13 protein-coding genes are annotated in these 16,726 nt (G+C 48.1%); 4 read left to right on the top strand and 9 right to left on the bottom strand.

The features are described 5' to 3' along the window. Positions 1 to 20 precede the first annotated feature (20 nt). The 4 genes from OXH39_13220 to OXH39_13205 form a co-directional block, all read right to left on the bottom strand. Positions 21 to 929, bottom strand: coding sequence for a nuclease-related domain-containing protein (locus OXH39_13220; GenBank protein MCY3551414.1), 909 nt, complete (start codon positions 927 to 929; stop codon positions 21 to 23). 499 nt (positions 930 to 1,428) lie between these two features. Then, entirely contained in the window at positions 1,429 to 1,647 is a 219-nt protein-coding gene (locus OXH39_13215) for a type II toxin-antitoxin system HicB family antitoxin (protein MCY3551413.1), read from the bottom strand. A 30-nt stretch (positions 1,648 to 1,677) separates the two neighbouring features. Then, on the bottom strand, positions 1,678 to 2,955 hold the full coding sequence (locus OXH39_13210; GenBank protein ID MCY3551412.1) for a lactate racemase domain-containing protein: 1,278 nt from the start codon (positions 2,953 to 2,955) through the stop codon (positions 1,678 to 1,680). A gap of 108 nt (positions 2,956 to 3,063) precedes the next feature. Beyond that, positions 3,064 to 3,843: a hypothetical protein gene (locus OXH39_13205; protein ID MCY3551411.1), complete on the bottom strand. Its 780-nt coding sequence runs from the start codon at positions 3,841 to 3,843 to the stop codon at positions 3,064 to 3,066. Positions 3,844 to 3,906: 63 nt separating this feature from the next. On the opposite strand from OXH39_13205, the gene OXH39_13200 reads away from it, so the two are divergent. Next, positions 3,907 to 4,194 (top strand): hypothetical protein, encoded by a 288-nt coding sequence (locus tag OXH39_13200; protein ID MCY3551410.1) that lies wholly within the window; start codon positions 3,907 to 3,909, stop codon positions 4,192 to 4,194. Positions 4,195 to 4,272: 78 nt separating this feature from the next. On the opposite strand, the gene OXH39_13195 is transcribed toward OXH39_13200, so the two are convergent. Both OXH39_13195 and OXH39_13190 read right to left on the bottom strand, forming a co-directional pair. Then, positions 4,273 to 4,566 carry a hypothetical protein gene (locus OXH39_13195; GenBank protein MCY3551409.1) on the bottom strand — a complete coding sequence of 98 codons (294 nt, stop codon included), beginning with the start codon at positions 4,564 to 4,566 and terminating at the stop codon, positions 4,273 to 4,275. A gap of 55 nt (positions 4,567 to 4,621) precedes the next feature. After that, complete coding sequence (locus OXH39_13190; protein ID MCY3551408.1) at positions 4,622 to 5,371, bottom strand: fumarylacetoacetate hydrolase family protein; 750 nt, start codon at positions 5,369 to 5,371, stop codon at positions 4,622 to 4,624. A gap of 372 nt (positions 5,372 to 5,743) precedes the next feature. Here OXH39_13190 and argC point away from each other — a divergent pair, with 372 nt between their 5' ends. The 3 genes from argC (at position 5,744) to lpxK (ending at position 9,366) form a co-directional block, all read left to right on the top strand. After that, the gene (gene argC / locus OXH39_13185) at positions 5,744 to 6,787 is read left to right on the top strand and encodes an N-acetyl-gamma-glutamyl-phosphate reductase (protein ID MCY3551407.1); all 1,044 of its coding nucleotides are present in this window, start codon (positions 5,744 to 5,746) and stop codon (positions 6,785 to 6,787) included. A 138-nt stretch (positions 6,788 to 6,925) separates the two neighbouring features. Continuing rightward, positions 6,926 to 8,077 carry a lipid-A-disaccharide synthase gene (gene lpxB, locus OXH39_13180; GenBank protein MCY3551406.1) on the top strand — a complete coding sequence of 384 codons (1,152 nt, stop codon included), beginning with the start codon at positions 6,926 to 6,928 and terminating at the stop codon, positions 8,075 to 8,077. 89 nt (positions 8,078 to 8,166) lie between these two features. Next, complete coding sequence (gene lpxK, locus OXH39_13175) at positions 8,167 to 9,366, top strand: tetraacyldisaccharide 4'-kinase (GenBank protein MCY3551405.1); 1,200 nt, start codon at positions 8,167 to 8,169, stop codon at positions 9,364 to 9,366. A gap of 162 nt (positions 9,367 to 9,528) precedes the next feature. On the opposite strand, the gene OXH39_13170 is transcribed toward lpxK, so the two are convergent. From OXH39_13170 to OXH39_13160, 3 genes are all read right to left on the bottom strand, one after another. Continuing rightward, positions 9,529 to 12,102, bottom strand: a complete 2,574-nt coding sequence (locus OXH39_13170; GenBank protein MCY3551404.1) for a hypothetical protein — start codon at positions 12,100 to 12,102, stop codon at positions 9,529 to 9,531. Positions 12,103 to 12,243: 141 nt separating this feature from the next. Continuing rightward, a complete protein-coding gene (locus OXH39_13165; protein MCY3551403.1) occupies positions 12,244 to 13,104 on the bottom strand; it encodes a sugar phosphate isomerase/epimerase in 861 nt (286 codons plus the stop codon). Between the two features lie 12 nt (positions 13,105 to 13,116). Then, positions 13,117 to 16,626 (bottom strand): AAA family ATPase, encoded by a 3,510-nt coding sequence (locus tag OXH39_13160; GenBank protein MCY3551402.1) that lies wholly within the window; start codon positions 16,624 to 16,626, stop codon positions 13,117 to 13,119. Positions 16,627 to 16,726: the final 100 nt, after the last annotated feature.

Here is a 16,726-nt window from a genome sequence, read left to right as displayed (position 1 = left end):
CACGCATCAAACTCAACAAATTATATCCAGCAATATAAATGTGACAGACTACTAGTATTAGGAAGTGTTTCTGCCCACCTCTCAAAACGACGACTCAAATAGGGATTACTACACAGCAGGGCGACGGTCTCACCAGTCCCCCAACGACGTTTTGCGAGTTCCATGGCGAGGACAGTTTTGCCCGTGCCTGCTGCACCGGTAATCACACAACGATCATTCAACTCTACACGCTTCAAACTGTTGAGTTGATCAAGTGTCAATCGCAGTAACTGTGGACGAAGGGTTTCCAGATCGGCGCGGAATATCCTTTCCGGTGGTGGTTTGATGGTCATATCGGGTGGCTCCAAGTCGCATCGTAAATTATCCAGTGCCTCCTGGCACTTTTCTGGGCTATTCTTAATTAATTCCTTCACGTTTGACGTAAGTAGTGTAGTTGCATAGTTTGCTAACTTCTCACATAGCTTGTTTGGATCTTGAACATCATCCTTTTCCATTATAAGGGCTTCTCTTGGTTTCTTTGCCCCTGTTGGAAACTCGCTATGGGTAAAGGCAACAGCAGATCTGAGTGAAAATAGAGATTTTTTGTTTTTAAAATGGGAAGGAAATGTATCTCCCAAGGCGAACATCGCCCTTCGGACTTGTTGGATGGGAGCTGCTACAGATATGCCAGATGGCAGGAGATACCACCTACCATTTTTGACTTCGTAGGACCCGCCTTTTGTCTCCAAGCAGATAACAGCACAGTACTCAGGAATAATGATAAGGAAATCAATCTCGTAGGGTTTTGTAGCATCACTCGGATTGTCCACATGTGTTGAATAAAAAATTACCCATTCTCTGGCCTCGGGAGCGTGCATGAGGTTTTCAAATATAATTTTTTCTGACTGTGGTGCCCTGTCAGAAATTTGATCTGGAATCATTATTGCCATATTATGATTTCCTTTAAGATGTTAACACTACAAGACTTTAAAACAAATTATAACACAATCCTTGCACTTGTGCAAATTAAAATTTGGGTCTTTTCACGTCAGTGCTGTTTTCTGAACGCTTGTACAATTCCTATACTAACGTGAGTTTAAAAATAAAAATGCCCATATAGGCGTAGGTTGGGGTTGAACGGTAAGTTGCCAGCCGCTGTGTTTATACCCAAGTGCCCAACTTCCAATACTCCGTTGGTATACGCAAAGACAGCGAAACCCAACAATCCAAATGCTTTAAAATGGAAAAAGCGTTGGGTTTCACTCGTATATTGATAATCTTAGCGTTTCAGATGCTCCTAAAAACCAGTCGCAGTGTGCGATCTTTAGAAGTTTCCCCTTCAACCCAACCTACGTGTTTAATATCAAACTCACGTTATACTATATCCCAATCGCTCTAACGCACGGATAACTCTATTTTATGGGTGTCTGTTGGAAAACGCGGCATCAATCAGATACTCACTTCAGTTACAAAAACGTCCAAAGCAGGTTCCTCAACTTCGAGTTCTTCTTTCCCGAAAGTCTCAATATAAAACCGAATTGCAGAGGTTACATCCTCAAAACTTTCTTCGTATGTATCACCTTGTCCTATGACAACACTTTTCAAGCCAAGTGGGTAGGCGACATAACCATCAGTATGTTTTTCGACGATAATTTTGAACGGTTGCACGCTGTTCTCCTTCTTTATATGAAAGTTCATCTACTCACTAAACCGAGAGCGTAGTGCCCACAACCCTTGTCCGGGTTCGCTGATGAAGAAAAAGCCGCCATCGTTAAATCCATCAACAAGCGTTTCGGGGTTGTATTCAGCGAGCACCTCATTGACAGGTGCCCATTCGTAGCCAACCGATTCAATTTCGGCTTGGGTGAGGTATTCCGTTGCATAAGTGACCTTGAAACGTCCCTCAGTACTACCGTGAATCAAGTGTGCAGCGGCGGAGAGATTTTCCTGTAACTCAGCGTTTTCTGAGACGGCATTGAGTGTCGCGGGTGTGCCGCAGTAGCCGTATTTTCGGATCAATCGATCAATTTCAGTGTCCTCGCCGAATTCACGTAACCCTGGCGCGATGATGATCAACTCACCGTTGTCTGCCATCGCCATCCGTGTACGGTAGATCGCCTTATTACCAAGCCACGTACTTTTAAACTCCCGCGGATCCAAGTAGACGACCACTTTCGATAGCGGTTCATCTAAGAAGGTCATATTAACGGACCTGCTCAATTCTGCAGCAGTTTCAAAGGTGTGGGCATCGTCACCGACGTAAAGTCCACGCATCACGCGTTCTCCAGAGGCATCGGCATCCATGACGCTCATGACATACAGGATGCCGAGTTGTTTTAGGTAATTGGTATGTGCGTAATTCAACACTCTCCTGACAGAGGTATCCGTCTGCCCCATCAGGCGTTCCATGCCGTCTACAGCACCGAGGAAATGCGATTTGTTAATCATCTCAACCCCGCCTGCACCGACAAGGATGTTTTTAAATCCGTTGGCGATACCGATAACCTCGTGTGGAATCACCTGTCCGACAGAGATGATAAGTTCATATTCCCCCTCTACAAGACGGCGGTTTACAGCGACAGGAATGCTATAATCAAGTTTGCCGCCCGAAACCTCCTGAACGAATTCAGATGGGACTTCACCGAAGTGGTATAACCCAGTCCGCCAGTGATGGATGTGATATGTCGCTTTGGGCAAATCGCCGTACATTTCATCAATCTGTGCTTCAGTCATTGGGGCATGTGTCCCGATAGCGGGGAGGATATCAAAAGTTGTGCCGTTTGCTGTGTCCCACAATTCATAGAGGATTTGGGTGAGTTCGCCAGCATTTGAATGGAGTCGGGTTATATCCGGTGGAACCACTAAGATCTTCTTTGGAATACCACCTAACTTGAGGAGTGCCTCATGCAGTAAAGCGTGTTTTTCTTCGGTTGTGATGACGGTGTTTTTTCCACCATGGGCAATATACATTGACATTTTTTTACTTTCCCTTGCGGTTCGGTATGGGTGAGCGGAAGAATGGAAGGTTGGGAGCCTATCCTTCCTCCCTTCCGTCCTTCCAATTTTTCCATTCCATGCTTTCCTTTAATAAGCATCCTTAATCGCGCCCCAGGTCGTACTGAGTTTATCCTGCGGTTCAACAGGTAAAACGAGGTCTTCAACGGCATCACCAACAAAAATGTTATCGAGATAGACAAGCCCATAGTGCCCGAACTTACCGGTCTTGAAGGTGCCGTCTTCACCTTCTGTTGCTGGATCTATTTTATCAAACGGCGTCTTATCCTTCCGCTCTTTTAACTTGAAGGTGAATTTATCACCCGAAAGAATCAATTGTGCGCGATACCAGACTTCAGGTTCGTTTTCTACCATCCCATCTTTGACCTTTGCCCAACCCCCTTGGCGTTTGTAAAAGTGATACTCTCTACCACCTTGTCGTCGGTCGCTTAAATAAAACTTTTCACCGTCTTGGAAACGGAAGACGATCCCCATATAGAAATCATCAGGAAACATCATATCCCATTCAGCAACGTAATCGTCCCAACCCGCGTCACCGAAGACATAGATAGATCCACCGACATCGTGCCGTGAGTCGTTAGATGGATTGTCAGCGGTCAACAAAACCTTATTACTTGCTTTCTTCGGGTCGGCGACGACTTTAGCGGTTGTTTTGCCGTCGTGTCCGACCTCCCATTTGCTGGGTTCACTTCCGATCTTATCCTTCTCAAAATCGTCGTGAAACAACAGGACTGCTGGTGCTTGTCCTGCCATACTGAGGCACAGCAAAGGGACGATAATTTTAAGTCCAAGTTTTATTCTTTCAGAAACTTGGTTACATCGAAAAAGAGAGAAATATCTAAGACGCATTTTCTCCTCCTTATTGGGACAGGGCGGGATTAAAAACCCCGCCAACGCAAGTCAGAACAGGGTTTGAATTTACACTTTACCCTTGGTTACAAAGGTGATTTTAATGTCAGTCTGATTGCCTTCGACATCGGAGATTTTGCCGACAATGACGTAGACGGTTTCGTTGACGAGTTCTCTGCCTCTGACAAGCTCAAGTGTGCCTTTGGTGCCAGCAACTGTTGCGATCCAACCGACATCATCTCCACCTTCAGTTTGGAGGACGATGTTTCCGGTTACCTCTTCACTGAAAGTGATCTTGATCCTCCCGTCGCTGTTGATACTTCCGGGATCGACATCCGTGTCACCGTCTAAGACAGTGCCACCCGTGATTACCGGCGGGGCGCAGCAAGGCGCGGTGGCGGTATAGTGGAGTACTTCAATTCCATCAGCTCATGTGATTGTCAATGCGAGCGGACCAGGGTTAAAGGGACCCGTGATCGTCGCGGTTTTGCCTGCAACCGTGACAGTACCAGCACTTGCTTCAACATTAGTGGGGGCATTGTCAAAGGTAACCGTGATACTGCCATTTGCGGCAATATCGCCGCCCGGCGGGCTTGCACTTACGAAGTTAGCTGGGACAGGTTCATCCGTGACTATGTCATCGTCAGCACCGCAGCCAGCGAGTATTGAAACAGCAAGTAAGCCTACCAGTAATAATACAAAGCTTCTAAACAATTTTGTCATTGACGTTAATTCCTCGCCAGCAGAAAGATTGGAAAGCACTTCTATGCAGACGTTCCTACGCTACGACGTGATTTTTCAGGATACCGATCCCCTCAATCTCGATTTCAACGACATCACCGGCTTTCAATGCGCTCGTTGTGCCGGGTGTGCCGGTAAAGATTGCATCTCCTGGTTCAAGGGTTATTGCCTGTGAAATGAAGCTTGCAACCGTCGTCACTGGAAAAATAAGATCTGCGGTCGTTTGTTTCTGAACGACTTCACCGTTGATGCGGGTCTCCAATTGCGCGTCTGTATAATCAACGTCAGTAGCGATGACGGGGCCGATAGGTCCAAAGGTATCGGATGCTTTGGCGCGCCACCACTGCATATCATTGCTCTGCCACGTGCGTGCGCTGACATCGTTGCCGCAGGTTACACCGAGAATGTTGGCAGCAGCTTCTTCCGGTGTCGCTTTCCGAGTCCGTTCCTTCATGATGACGACGAGTTCACCCTCTGCATGGACTTCATCATCGCCATCAGGGAGTTCAATGTTGCCCTCTGGGTCGTTGATGCAGGAAGGCGTTTTGATGAAGATTTCAGGGTTCTCTGGCTCTGGAGCACCATCTAAATGACTCCGGTAATTCAAACCGACAGCCAATACCTTTGTTGGTGTTGTCGGTGCGAGAAGTTTGACATCCGCTAATGCGACAGTCTCACCCGTCTCGCTATGTTCACCGAACGGGCATCCGGATATCACGCTCAGATTCTCTCCTGAGACGATGCCATAACCGATTGTTCCATTTAATTCATATCGTGCTAACTTCATAGTAGTCTCCTTTTTTATAAGTTGTCAGTCGTCAGCAGTCAGTGGATGCATGTGGCGGTTGCACTATCTTTTGCCCTGAATGTCTCTTGACTGATAGCCGATAACTGATGGCTATTATACCGTGTATACGGTGGTCTGTCAATTCATTTCTTTGGAATGACTATCAGCAGTCAGTTGTCAGCGGTCGAGATTTGGAGGATAAATTGTAGGTTTGCGGATGAGCGGCATTTCTACAGAGATACCACCCCTACGGGGTTGAAGAAGTAACAAAAACTTTACACATCCCTTGTCTGATTTGACATTTCGCTCGAAATGTGCTACAATTCCTATACAATTTATGACCCTGTAATAAAAACACACAGTGAGATGTAAATGATAAAAATTGGAATTGTTGGTGCATCTGGATATAGCGGCAGTGAATTATTACGCTTTCTCGCTAACCACTCTGGCGGGCTGCAGGTAGCACTCTGCACATCTGAAACCTACGCCGGTCAATGTATTGATAGTGTTCTGCCGAACCTCCGCGGGTTTCTCTCGTCTGCGTTTGAACCCTTAGACCTTGATTCCCTCAAAGAGAGGGTGGATGTCGTTGTTCTCGCAGTTCCACATAAAGTGGCTATGTCGTTCGCGCCAAAAATTCTGGCACAAGGTTTACGCGTCGTAGATTTCAGTGCAGACTATCGACTTGAGAATGCTGAAACATACCAGGCGTGGTACCATGCTGAACATACAAGCGCGGAATTAATGCCGCAAGCGATATACGGGTTGCCGGAACGGTATCGTGCTAAGATTCGGGATGCCCAACTTGTGGCGAATCCCGGGTGTTATCCAACGAGTGCTATACTTGCAGCGATGCCGTTAGTCGCTCAAGGGGTTGTGGAATTAGATTCCATCATTGTTGATTCAAAATCAGGTATCTCTGGTGCCGGTCCGAAGCCGAGTGAAAATACCCATTATCCGAATCGAGAGTCTAACGTTGTCGCCTATAACATCGGTATACATCGGCATACACCTGAAATTGAACAGGAATTGGGGGCTGTTGCATCAGAACCGATTCACGTGACATTCACACCCCACCTTGTCCCGATGACACGGGGTATTCTTAGCACTGTCTATATGCGTCTCACCGAGGAGATGTCCACTAAAGAAGCCCTCAGCATATACGCAGGATTTTACGAGAACGAGCCGTTTGTTCGGGTGCTTCCGTCGGATACATACCCGGAGACAAAGGCAGTGCTCGGTAGTAATTATTGCGATGTTGGGCTTGAAGTTGATACGCGTACCCGCCGCGTCGTAGCGATGGCGGCGATTGATAACCTCGGTAAAGGTGCTGCCGGTGCTGTCGTGCAGAATCTCAATCTGATGTTCGGCCTCAAGGAAACCGATGGGCTGAAGGTGCCGGGGATGATGCCGTGAGTGGTTATCAGTACGATTTTTTTTCAAAAAATCTTTCGGTTGTCAGTTATCGGTTAAAGAGGTTTCTTGTAGCAGGAACAGGAAACGTCCCCAACACAATGTCTTAACCGAAAACCGATAACCATTCCTCTGAAAACTATGACTCCGAAAGTTATGATTGTTGCTGGGGAGCCTTCTGGTGATCTCCACGCCTCTCAGGTCGCACATCAGCTTAAGGCACGCTGTCCTGATATAACACTGTTTGGCATGGGCGGCGACCGGATGGAAAAGGCATCCGTGAAACTCGATTTTCATATCCGAGACTCCGCTGTTATGGGGTTTGCCGATGTGATCACTGTCCTGCCGATGTTCCTTCGGAAACAGGCATATCTGAAACGGCGTATCCGCCAAGAACGTCCCGACGCACTCCTTCTCGTCGACTTTGCTGAGTTTAACATGCCGTTAGCCAAGTTTGCACAGAGACAGGGTGTTCCAGTCGTCTATTACATCCCCCCGAAAGCGTGGGCGTGGCGTGCAGGTCGGGCGCGAAAGTTGGCGAGGTGGGCAAACGTTGTCGCAGCCATTTTCCCTTTTGAAGCAGAATTTTACCGGAACGCGGGAGCGAACACCGAGTTCGTTGGACATCCGCTCGTCGATTTTGCGCAAACTTCTCTCAGTATACAAGCGGCATGCGAACATCTCGACTTATATGAAACAGAAAGTCCCGTCATCGGCTTGATGCCGGGGAGTCGCCGTTCCGAGATCCAACACATCTTCCCGATTATGTTGGAAGCCGCTGTGAACATCGCCAGAGTCTATCCAGATGCACAGTGGATTCTCCCATTAGCCCCAGGAATCCCACGCGAACTCATCGCGAAGTACCAGCAGGAACTAAAGACGGAGCTTCCACCCATCAAAATTGTCGAAGACGCAACGTATCCAGCAATGCGAGCTTCAACGCTGCTATTGGTTACCTCCGGCACGGCGACACTTGAGGCAGCATGCATCGGGACACCGATGATTATCCTCTTTCGGACAACACCACTTAACTGGCACATCGTCAAAGCGTTGACCCCATTAGAACGGAGCGGACTTCCTAACCTCATCGCTGGGCGTGATATTGTCCCGGAACTGCTACAGACAGAACTGACCTCAACTGCCTTGACAGAGTTGTCCCTTGACTTCCTGCAGGATCCACAGAAAAGGGAATCGCAGCGCGAGGCACTTCAAGCCGTTTATGCACAACTCGGCACGACGGGCGCCGCTGAACGCACTGCTGAATTGGTATTGGATGCTGCAGAAAGTCTATAAAGTGCTCTAAAGTGCCTAAAGTTGTTAGAAAACCTTCTTTCAACTTTACAGACTTCGCGACTTTAGTACATTTTCAAACTTTATTTACTATGGAATTCACACGCACTCGCGACCTTGCTTCGTTACAGAAAAGACTTCTTGCTAGTCCTATACGTTTCTTATTAATTCCGCTCAGTTGGTTCTATGCCGCGATTATCTCAATACGAAATCGACTTTATGCAATCGGCGTGTTTAAAACGCGCACGTTGCCGTGTCGAGTCATCAGTGTCGGTAATATCGTTGTCGGTGGAACGGGTAAAACGCCTGCCGTCATCACCATTGCGAAATATCTTCAGAAGGAAGGAAAGCGCGTCGCTATCTTGCTGCGCGGGTATAAACGCCGTGTTCGTGAAGAAATAACAATTGTTTCGGATGGTAAAAAAGTATGTGCTTCTCCTACCGAAAGCGGTGACGAAGCGCACATGATGGCGCGACACCTCAGCGATATTCCGATTATCGCAGGTAAAAGCCGCTATCTGACAGGACGGGTTGGGCTTGAACGTTTTAATGTAGATGTCTTACTCTTAGATGACGGATTTCAACACCGGCAGCTTGCACGTGATGTAGATATTCTCACTCTCCCCGCAACACACCCTTTCGGGCAGCCAAAAGGCTTGCTACCCGCGGGAACCTTACGCGAGCCACCAACGGCACTCCGACGCGCAGACCTCATCCTACTAACACATACAGACACGCCTGATATTTCCTCACGTGCTAAAAAAGCAGTGAAGCAGTTGGCACCGAACGCCTTAATCTTGGAGAGCATTCACCAGCCAACACATCTCTATCCTTTAGCATCTGAAGACAGCGAAGAGGAGATAAACCTCCACATTGATATAAAAGAACTTAAAGGAAAAAGGCTCCTTGCGGTCTGTGGAATTGGAAATCCAGATGCGTTTGTCGCAACGCTCATGCGGTGTTACCCAGAAAACGTCGAATTACTGGCGTTTCCCGATCACCACGTCTATACGGAAGCGGACAGGCGACAGATACAGGCTGCGTTTCAAGCATCAGGGGCGGATATGATTGTCACAACACAGAAAGATGAACAGAAATTGGCAAGAATAGCAAAGAGGCAGTCAGCCGTCGGCAGTCAGCAAAGAGAAGACCAAGAGGGATACCTTCATGAAACCTCTTGGTTTCCGAGAACCGATAGCCAAGAGCCGATAGCCTTTTTCGTTTTAGCGATCTCGCTGGTCATTAGGGAAAACAGCGAACAACTCACCAGAATGGCTGTCGGCGGTCAGTAGTCAGCAAAAGAGGTGTGTGCTAACGCTTGCGTCTTATAGTAAAACCTACAATTAATTAGACATTGCAGAAGGGCGAGGTTCCAAACCTCGCCAGCGGCGGTGAGGTGTTTTCCAAAGTGCCCTCTTATTTTCGGGTTTTACTATAACTGATGGCTATTCCTGCTAAGCGTTAATTTGCGGTTTTCTAATAACCCCGTGTTGCCGGTCCAGCCATTTGACAGAGAAATGGAGCAAATTCTCCATCATCTTATCGTTGACTCGGACATCTGCCTCAGTTTCATTCTTCAAACTGGTGACGATGTAGAGTCCCTTCTGGAAGGGAAGGAGTAGCAGGGCGGATGCGTCTTCAAATTCACCGCTCGGAAGACCTGCAGCAGCTGTGTTCGTCTTGGCGAGGGATGTCCATTTTCCAAGTGGATCCAACCACATATCATCGAGTCGAACAAACGGATGATCCTTCGCATCCAGATCACTATGATGCCCATTAAGAGGATTCGGATATTGGAAGATACGTGAGCGTTTGCCTTTCGATGTAGGGAAGAGTTCAGAAGTCTCGTCACATTCAACACCGGTGAGGGGTTCGGGAATCCAGCCTGCGCCGCGCCGCTGTTTGGCACTCGTTTTGATGTCTTGCCCTGAGACGATGACGACTCCGCCTTGGCTGACGAAGTTTTTAATCCGATGCTCGGTGTTTATGTTCAAGCGATAGCCAGATTTGTAAATTTCACCATTGCCGATCCATAAAATGTCGGTCTTTGGGAGCCGATCGGTTTTCTGTAAATCATGGACTTCACTATAAATTATATGGTGATCTCGAACATATTCAAAACGTTCAAGCACCGGAAATTCGACCGTGGATGTATTCCCCGTCAGTGCCATAAGTTTGAGCGGCATCGCCATCTGCACTTCTGAACGCTTGACGCTGGAGGTCTTGGAACGTCCATTTCTCGATTTCCAAAGCTGCCCATTAAAAGTAGCATTTACACCGCTCAAAATTCGATGCTGTATTCGCTTTCGGCTGCGTGCGCGCTGTTCTGCTGTGTTTAGTTTACGCGGCTTCGGGTAAACGAGCGATGCCAGTGCTTCGTGCCGGACTGGGTCCTTGTGTATCTGCTCAACGACGGAAGCATGCGCTGTAAGCTTGGTGCGGTTTAGCGGCAGGAGTCTCTTGTAGATCGGGAATCCACGGCGGAATTTGTTATCGAAACGGCGAAACGCGTTTTCAACGTCCCACCGTCTACTATAACTTCCATCAATTGTCTTCAAATCGATCCGTTCTTCGTTGACATTCGTCACATATCCGTGAACAACGTTGATACCGTGAATCGCGTTGCCTTCCTTATCGGCGATAGCAATATCCTCGGTGTTACTCATGTCTAAAATTGTATCAGTCAAGCCACTTAAACTAAAGAGTTCTGGTTGATATTTCTCCGCACTTTCCACAATCGTACAACATGCTCGTGGGAAGATGATATCTGCATCGCGGAAAGAGAGAAAGTCTAGCCGAATTTTTTTATAATTTCTTATCGTAAGTCTCTCGCGCGTCGCAACGCGCTCAAATGGAGCGATGTTATGTTTAGCAACCGGTTGGATTGGAAGTTTTTGAACGCTGAAGGCGTTGATATGGTATTTAAATTCAAAGTTCTTTGCCCATTGCGGGGCATCCTCAAAAAGTGTGACATGTCCAAGCCGGATCTGGTAAGGTGTATTGTTTTCAAAAACAAGAGAATAGCCATCTTCATCGTTGCCTTCTGCTCGAACGCGTAAACCGCGATCATCGCGGCGGTTGAGTTTGGGAATCTCCTTGGCAAACTCGTGTTCATAGCTCCATTGATCTCTGTAACCGTTGTTGTCCTTATCTTTCACGTCCATCAATGCAATATGATCTTTATTGTAGTCTTTGAGGATAGCAGTGTATTCAGTATTATGTTCATTTTCACCGGAACGAAACCGAACTCGGACTTTAATGCGGGTGCCGACCAAGCGTTCAATCAAACGTTCATAAGTTTCTTGTTCCTTCATGTGTTCGGTGGATTCTTCCAGCCTATCGAGTCCTGTTATATCTCCGCCTTTTTGATCGATTGCTGTTTGGTATATTTCGTTGTACCGTTGAAACTGTCCACCGACACTTCTCTTAACACTTTGGAACACCATGCTGATAGCACTCATTGAGGCTTCTCTGAGGGCAACGAACATATTTCGGATTTTCCGTCCCATTTTGTAGATAAGAGGTGGGTGGTAGACCCGTTCAAGTTCCCACGCGCGTTCCCGCAGTTCCCGCTCGTTCATCGCATCATGGTAACGAATGTATGCGACAATTTGATCTCTACGTTCTTCGTTCGTGAAGATATAACTCGGGGCATGCCCGCGCTGTCGAGATTCCTCGGAGATAATTTCCATGCCTGTGATTTCAAGCCGCATCGTGCCGCGATAACGTCTGCTATCTTTCATCTGAAAGACGACATATTTGTTAAGAAGGGTCTTCAGAAGCTTGTCTTTTTGGAAGAGTCTTAGGAGATAGAAGAAGGCACTGAAAACGAAAATAATTAAGATCACCGCACCGTAAAGGCGCACTTGCGGCCAAATGTTCCGTGTCCCTTCCGCGACCGTTTCAGTGAGCGTATCGTCTTGACCAAACGCTGTCGACAAAAACGTAAACCACAGAAAAATAGCGGTTGGCGTATAAACTCGGAAATGATGTCCTAAAAGATGTGCTATCCTTACGTTTTTAAGCATGATTCAACCCTCCTTTTCTCATGGGAGGAATAGTTATCGGTTGTCAGTTGTCAGTTAAGAAGCCTTGTGGCAATGCTCCTAAGGGTTACCTCCACAAGACACCTCTTTAACTGATAACTGATAGCCGATAACTAATAACTGTTAGTAGATATTCACTCCGTTTTCGGCGGCAATTCGCCGAACGTTCGCATTCGCAAGCGGAATCTTCTCAGCGGGGAGATGTTCTATCAGTCCATAGCCGTCTGGATAGCGTGCATCGAAACGTTTTAACGCTACACCAAGTGCCAATTCACCCTCACCGGGGACCTCTTCATTGAGGTGGAGTACCAAGCCGTTCTGAACGCTGATGTCTTTGATATGCGCCATCGGTGCGACGGGACCCATCACGTCAAAAATGTGATTCAGACGATCTTCACTGTCATAAACCTGCCGGAGCGTCTGAAAGTGATTGACAAAATCCATGACGATGCGAAGCCTCTCGGAACCCACCCGTTCCACGACTTCTCGACAGGTTTCCGGTGAACCCATAATAGAAACGGCGTGTGTTTCCATAACAAGCGTCAGTTCTTGCTGTTCGGCATGTTCCGCAATCGGTTTCAAAGTCTCGATCAACCGTTCCATCGATTCTGAGAGATAGTTATCCCGATGGGATGTCCAAGCACCATCAGGATTGAGACTCCCCGGACGAAACAGATAGTGGAGTGCACCGAGAGAGACGGCAAGTGCCATGCCGCGCTGAACGCTTGCAATCGCTGCTTCTCGTACCGCGACATCTGGATGAAAGAGGCACTCCTCATAAGTAATCCCGAATTGGACAAGGTCAAGTTTCGCAGATTCTAACATTTCTGCGCAACGCGTGCAAGCGTCTTGTGGCACGGATGGAACCTCCGCGCTGCGGAAATGGAAACTCAAACCCGTAAATTCCAAACCCTTAATGTTTTCGATCTCTTCTGATGTGAGTGTGCGGAAGTCACCGCAGAGTCCAACAACGCCAAGTCTCATATCTTCACCCTTTTAAATGCGACTTTCTTCATCTGGTTTCGGAACAGGTGCAAAAACCTCCAACTCCTTTAAGAGTGCTTTCGCACGCACAAGGTCCTTCGTATCAAAACCTTCTGAGAACCACGTATATATCGGTTTTAGTAGATTGTATGCGTCTTCACCCCGATTCTGTGTCCGCCATAATTCGCTTAAACTGAGTGCCGCTCGGAGTTCCCACGATTTTGCGCTTTGTTGTCGTGCTACTGTCAATGCTTCCTGAAAATGGGATTCGGCTTGTGCAACAGTTGATGCCGTGTTCTCCTTGCTAACAGCCTCAACTTTCTCGGCAAGGATAAAACAAAGTTCGCCCTTCCGTCGTGCGAGTTCTGCAGCATAGGTCCGTTCTCCTGTGCGCGTGGTGACACATAATGCGGAATCAAGTGTTTGTAAGGCTAAACTGTATTGCCCCGCCCGTTGATATGCTTGGGCAAGGAGCGCGAGAAAAAGGGGCAGGAGTAGTTCACCCCTTGTCTCTTCCCAAGCAGCGATGCCTTTACGAATTATCGCGATGCCTTCTTCAAAGCAGTCTTGCTCTGCGAGTGCCCAACCCTTCAGCACCGTTGCTGCGGCTTCCCAGGCGGAAAATCCGTGTTCCTGACATATCTGTAGCATCTGTGTCGCAGCGGGATCTACCTTCTCTACCTTGCCTTGATACTGATAAAGCACGGTTTTAAAATGGAGCGACACCGCCTCACTGAAAGGGTGGTTCGTGTTCTTTCCTATTACCACCGCCGCATTAATCCGCTCTTCCGCTTGTGTCGGGTAACCGAGGCACCATAAGAGTGGCGCAGAATAGGAAAGAAGCGTCATCCCGGGTTCCGCTACATAGTGAAGAAACGCTGGAACCGGATGGTGCTGCGGCTGATAACGTTCAATGCCTGCTTCCAAATGTGCCAAGGCACTGTTGAATTCACTCAGGTAGTAGAGTGTCGCGCCAAGTGCGCGATATGCTTCAACTTCAAATGCTTGGTCTTCTGTCTGTTTGGCAATAGCGAGACAGGCTTCACCGAGTTCGCGTGCGGAGAGAAGCCGTCCGCGTACCAGCTGAGAGAGCCATAACCCAAACAGCACTGGAAAGCGAAGATCTTTTATTCGATCCAGCAGAACATCCGATTCATCTTTTGCATAGGTCTCTTCCGTTTTTTCAAGTATCTCAAGAAGTTCCCGCGCACGCGTATAGGCGGCTTCCACCTCTGGAGAGGCGTATCCCTTGGTCGCAATCAGTGCTGTACCGAGTGTTGTTTGTAACTCTAACTCCCGTTGCTCAATGGAAACCATCTGTTGTTCTGGTGTGCTAACGTCAGTCGAAAGTGTTTCAAGTGCGGCAAGCCCCTGCATAATGTGACGAACGCCCTCCACATTTGCGGAACGCTCTAACGCACGATGTGCTGCGCGATACCAATAGTCAGCAGCTTTTTCAAGCAGCCCGGCTTCGGTGTAATGATAGGCAACGAGCTCTGGTTGGAAACCGTCTCCGCTCCGCAGCACCTTGGCAATCTGCTGATGGTATTGCTGACGTCTGCTTTTTAACAGCGATTGATAAGCCGTCTCACGCAGAAGTGGGTGTCTGAACGTATAGCGGAACTGATTGTCAACCATCTCATTGCGATTGAGAATGTAGGCGTTGACTAATTTATCCAATTCATCTTTCAGAGATGCGAAATCAGTGAAAATCTGATGTTCCAGATTGACACCGGACGCAATTTCGTGAAGTAATTCGGCTGTCCACTCTCTGCCGAGCGTTGCACCGAGTTGGACGATCTCTTTTGAAGTGCCGAGTTCATCGAGTCGTGCTGTCAGCAAGTCTTGTAGTGTTACAGGCACCTCCACTGTTTGAGGTTGTGGACTCGTCGTGTCCAACGTATCAGAAGACAGTGCCAACGCGTCACCTTCAAGCATCGTCTGGGTGAGTTCTTCAACGAACAGAGGTACGCCTTCAGTCATTTCAACGATGCGCGTCAATAAATTTGATGGCAGTGGTGTGTCGCCTACGACGTGCTGAATCATTGTCTCCACCTGAGGAGGCGTGAGTGCCGCCAACGGCAGTGCGTTCGCCCATGCCGGTTGCAGAAGTTGTTCCAGAATTTCTCTATCTAAGGCGGTGTTTGTCCCATTCCCGTCGGAAGTTGTCTGTGGGTTTCCGTCTTCATCTGATTGGGCACTCTGTCGAAAATGTCGTGTTTCAGAACGATAGGACAGGACTGTGAAAATTCGAGCGTTTTCGATTCTTGAGATTAAGAGTGTAAGGAATTCTATACTGGACGGATCGATCCAGTGAAGGTCCTCTACGACAAAAAGTATCGGTTTCTGCTCCGACATCTTCAGCATCACTTGGACAAGCACTTCCAACGTCTGTTGCCGTCGCTGTCTACCGCCCCACCCTGATGGATATGTCTCTTGTTCGACTGGTCTACCGTAAGGACGAGCACCGATGCCGGTTTCTGTTTGTCGTTGGACCTCAAAAGGTATCTCCAATAATTCAGCAAGGAGAGGCAGCGTTTCCGGCATATCTGCTTGTGCCTCAGTATCTTGTCCGGTATAGTCACGCAACAAATTTTCGAGTTTTTCGAGTCTTGTCTCTGCAGTATCAGTACTTATGAACTGCACAACGTGTTCTTGAAACAGCGAAAGGATCGGATAGAGTGGACTGTTCTGATAATAGGGCGAGCACCTACCTTCTAAGGTAACTGCCTCCGAATGCTGATCGACGTACGCCTGAATCATCTGTACACATCGCGACTTTCCGATTCCGGCTTCACCCTCAATAAGAAGAGCTTGCCCTTTCGCTTCAAGCACTTGTGCCCAACCTTCTTTGAGGCGTTCAACCTCGCGTTCCCGTCCGATAAACGGGGTCAATCCACTCTCGCTGGCGATGTCCAACCGACTCTGTACCGGGATTTCACCTAACACCTGATAGATGTTCACGGGCTGCGAAATACCGCGGAGCACAGACGCACCGAGCGCATCGCACTTAAAAAAGCCCTCAACCAATTGATGTGTTGTATCACCAATCACAACGCTGTTCGGTGTCGCCAGTTTTTCCATCCTCGCCGCTACATTCGGCGTTTTTCCTACGATGTCAATTGCTTCCGGAACTTCCTGTCCTGAGATATGCCAGACGACAACACGTCCTGTATCAATGCTGATCCGCACTTTAATTTCTACGCCGAAAGTCGTTTGGAGATATGGATTCAGCGTTTCTATAGCGGCAACGATACCTAACGCGGCTCTCACGGCACGGTGTGCCGCATCTTCGTGTGTAATCGGGTATCCGAAATAGACGAGGATACCATCACCAAAGTAGCGCGCAATATGCCCGTTTTGTGCTAAAACCACCTCCATGACACACGTCCGATACACCTCTAAGAGGTTTCGGAGTTCTTCGGGATCCAATTTTTCGGTGAATGCGGTGGAGTCCACAATATCACAGAAAAGGACTGTTAACTGGCGGCGTTCTGCCCCGTATGGTAATGCCTGCTCCATCGCAGCGGTGTCTACTGTTGGAACTTGACGCGAATGTGACGAATCACTAAGCGACGTGCCACATTCACCGCAAAATTTGAACGACGGATTCAAAAACCCA

It is taken from the genome of Candidatus Poribacteria bacterium, assembly GCA_026702755.1.
Classification (GTDB): domain Bacteria; phylum Poribacteria; class WGA-4E; order WGA-4E; family WGA-3G; genus WGA-3G.
This window is presented reverse-complemented; position numbering and strand designations above follow the sequence as displayed.

Coding starts and splice junctions, on each gene's coding strand:
- OXH39_13220 (MCY3551414.1), bottom strand. CDS start 929: ATGGCAATAATGATTCCAGATCAAATTTCTGACAGGGCACCACAGTCA.
- OXH39_13160 (MCY3551402.1), bottom strand. CDS start 16,626: ATGGAGCAGGCATTACCATACGGGGCAGAACGCCGCCAGTTAACAGTC.
- OXH39_13165 (MCY3551403.1), bottom strand. CDS start 13,104: ATGAGACTTGGCGTTGTTGGACTCTGCGGTGACTTCCGCACACTCACA.
- lpxK (MCY3551405.1), top strand. CDS start 8,167: ATGGAATTCACACGCACTCGCGACCTTGCTTCGTTACAGAAAAGACTT.
- OXH39_13210 (MCY3551412.1), bottom strand. CDS start 2,955: ATGTCAATGTATATTGCCCATGGTGGAAAAAACACCGTCATCACAACC.
- OXH39_13190 (MCY3551408.1), bottom strand. CDS start 5,371: ATGAAGTTAGCACGATATGAATTAAATGGAACAATCGGTTATGGCATC.
- lpxB (MCY3551406.1), top strand. CDS start 6,926: ATGACTCCGAAAGTTATGATTGTTGCTGGGGAGCCTTCTGGTGATCTC.
- OXH39_13170 (MCY3551404.1), bottom strand. CDS start 12,102: ATGCTTAAAAACGTAAGGATAGCACATCTTTTAGGACATCATTTCCGA.
- argC (MCY3551407.1), top strand. CDS start 5,744: ATGATAAAAATTGGAATTGTTGGTGCATCTGGATATAGCGGCAGTGAA.
- OXH39_13195 (MCY3551409.1), bottom strand. CDS start 4,566: ATGACAAAATTGTTTAGAAGCTTTGTATTATTACTGGTAGGCTTACTT.
- OXH39_13205 (MCY3551411.1), bottom strand. CDS start 3,843: ATGCGTCTTAGATATTTCTCTCTTTTTCGATGTAACCAAGTTTCTGAA.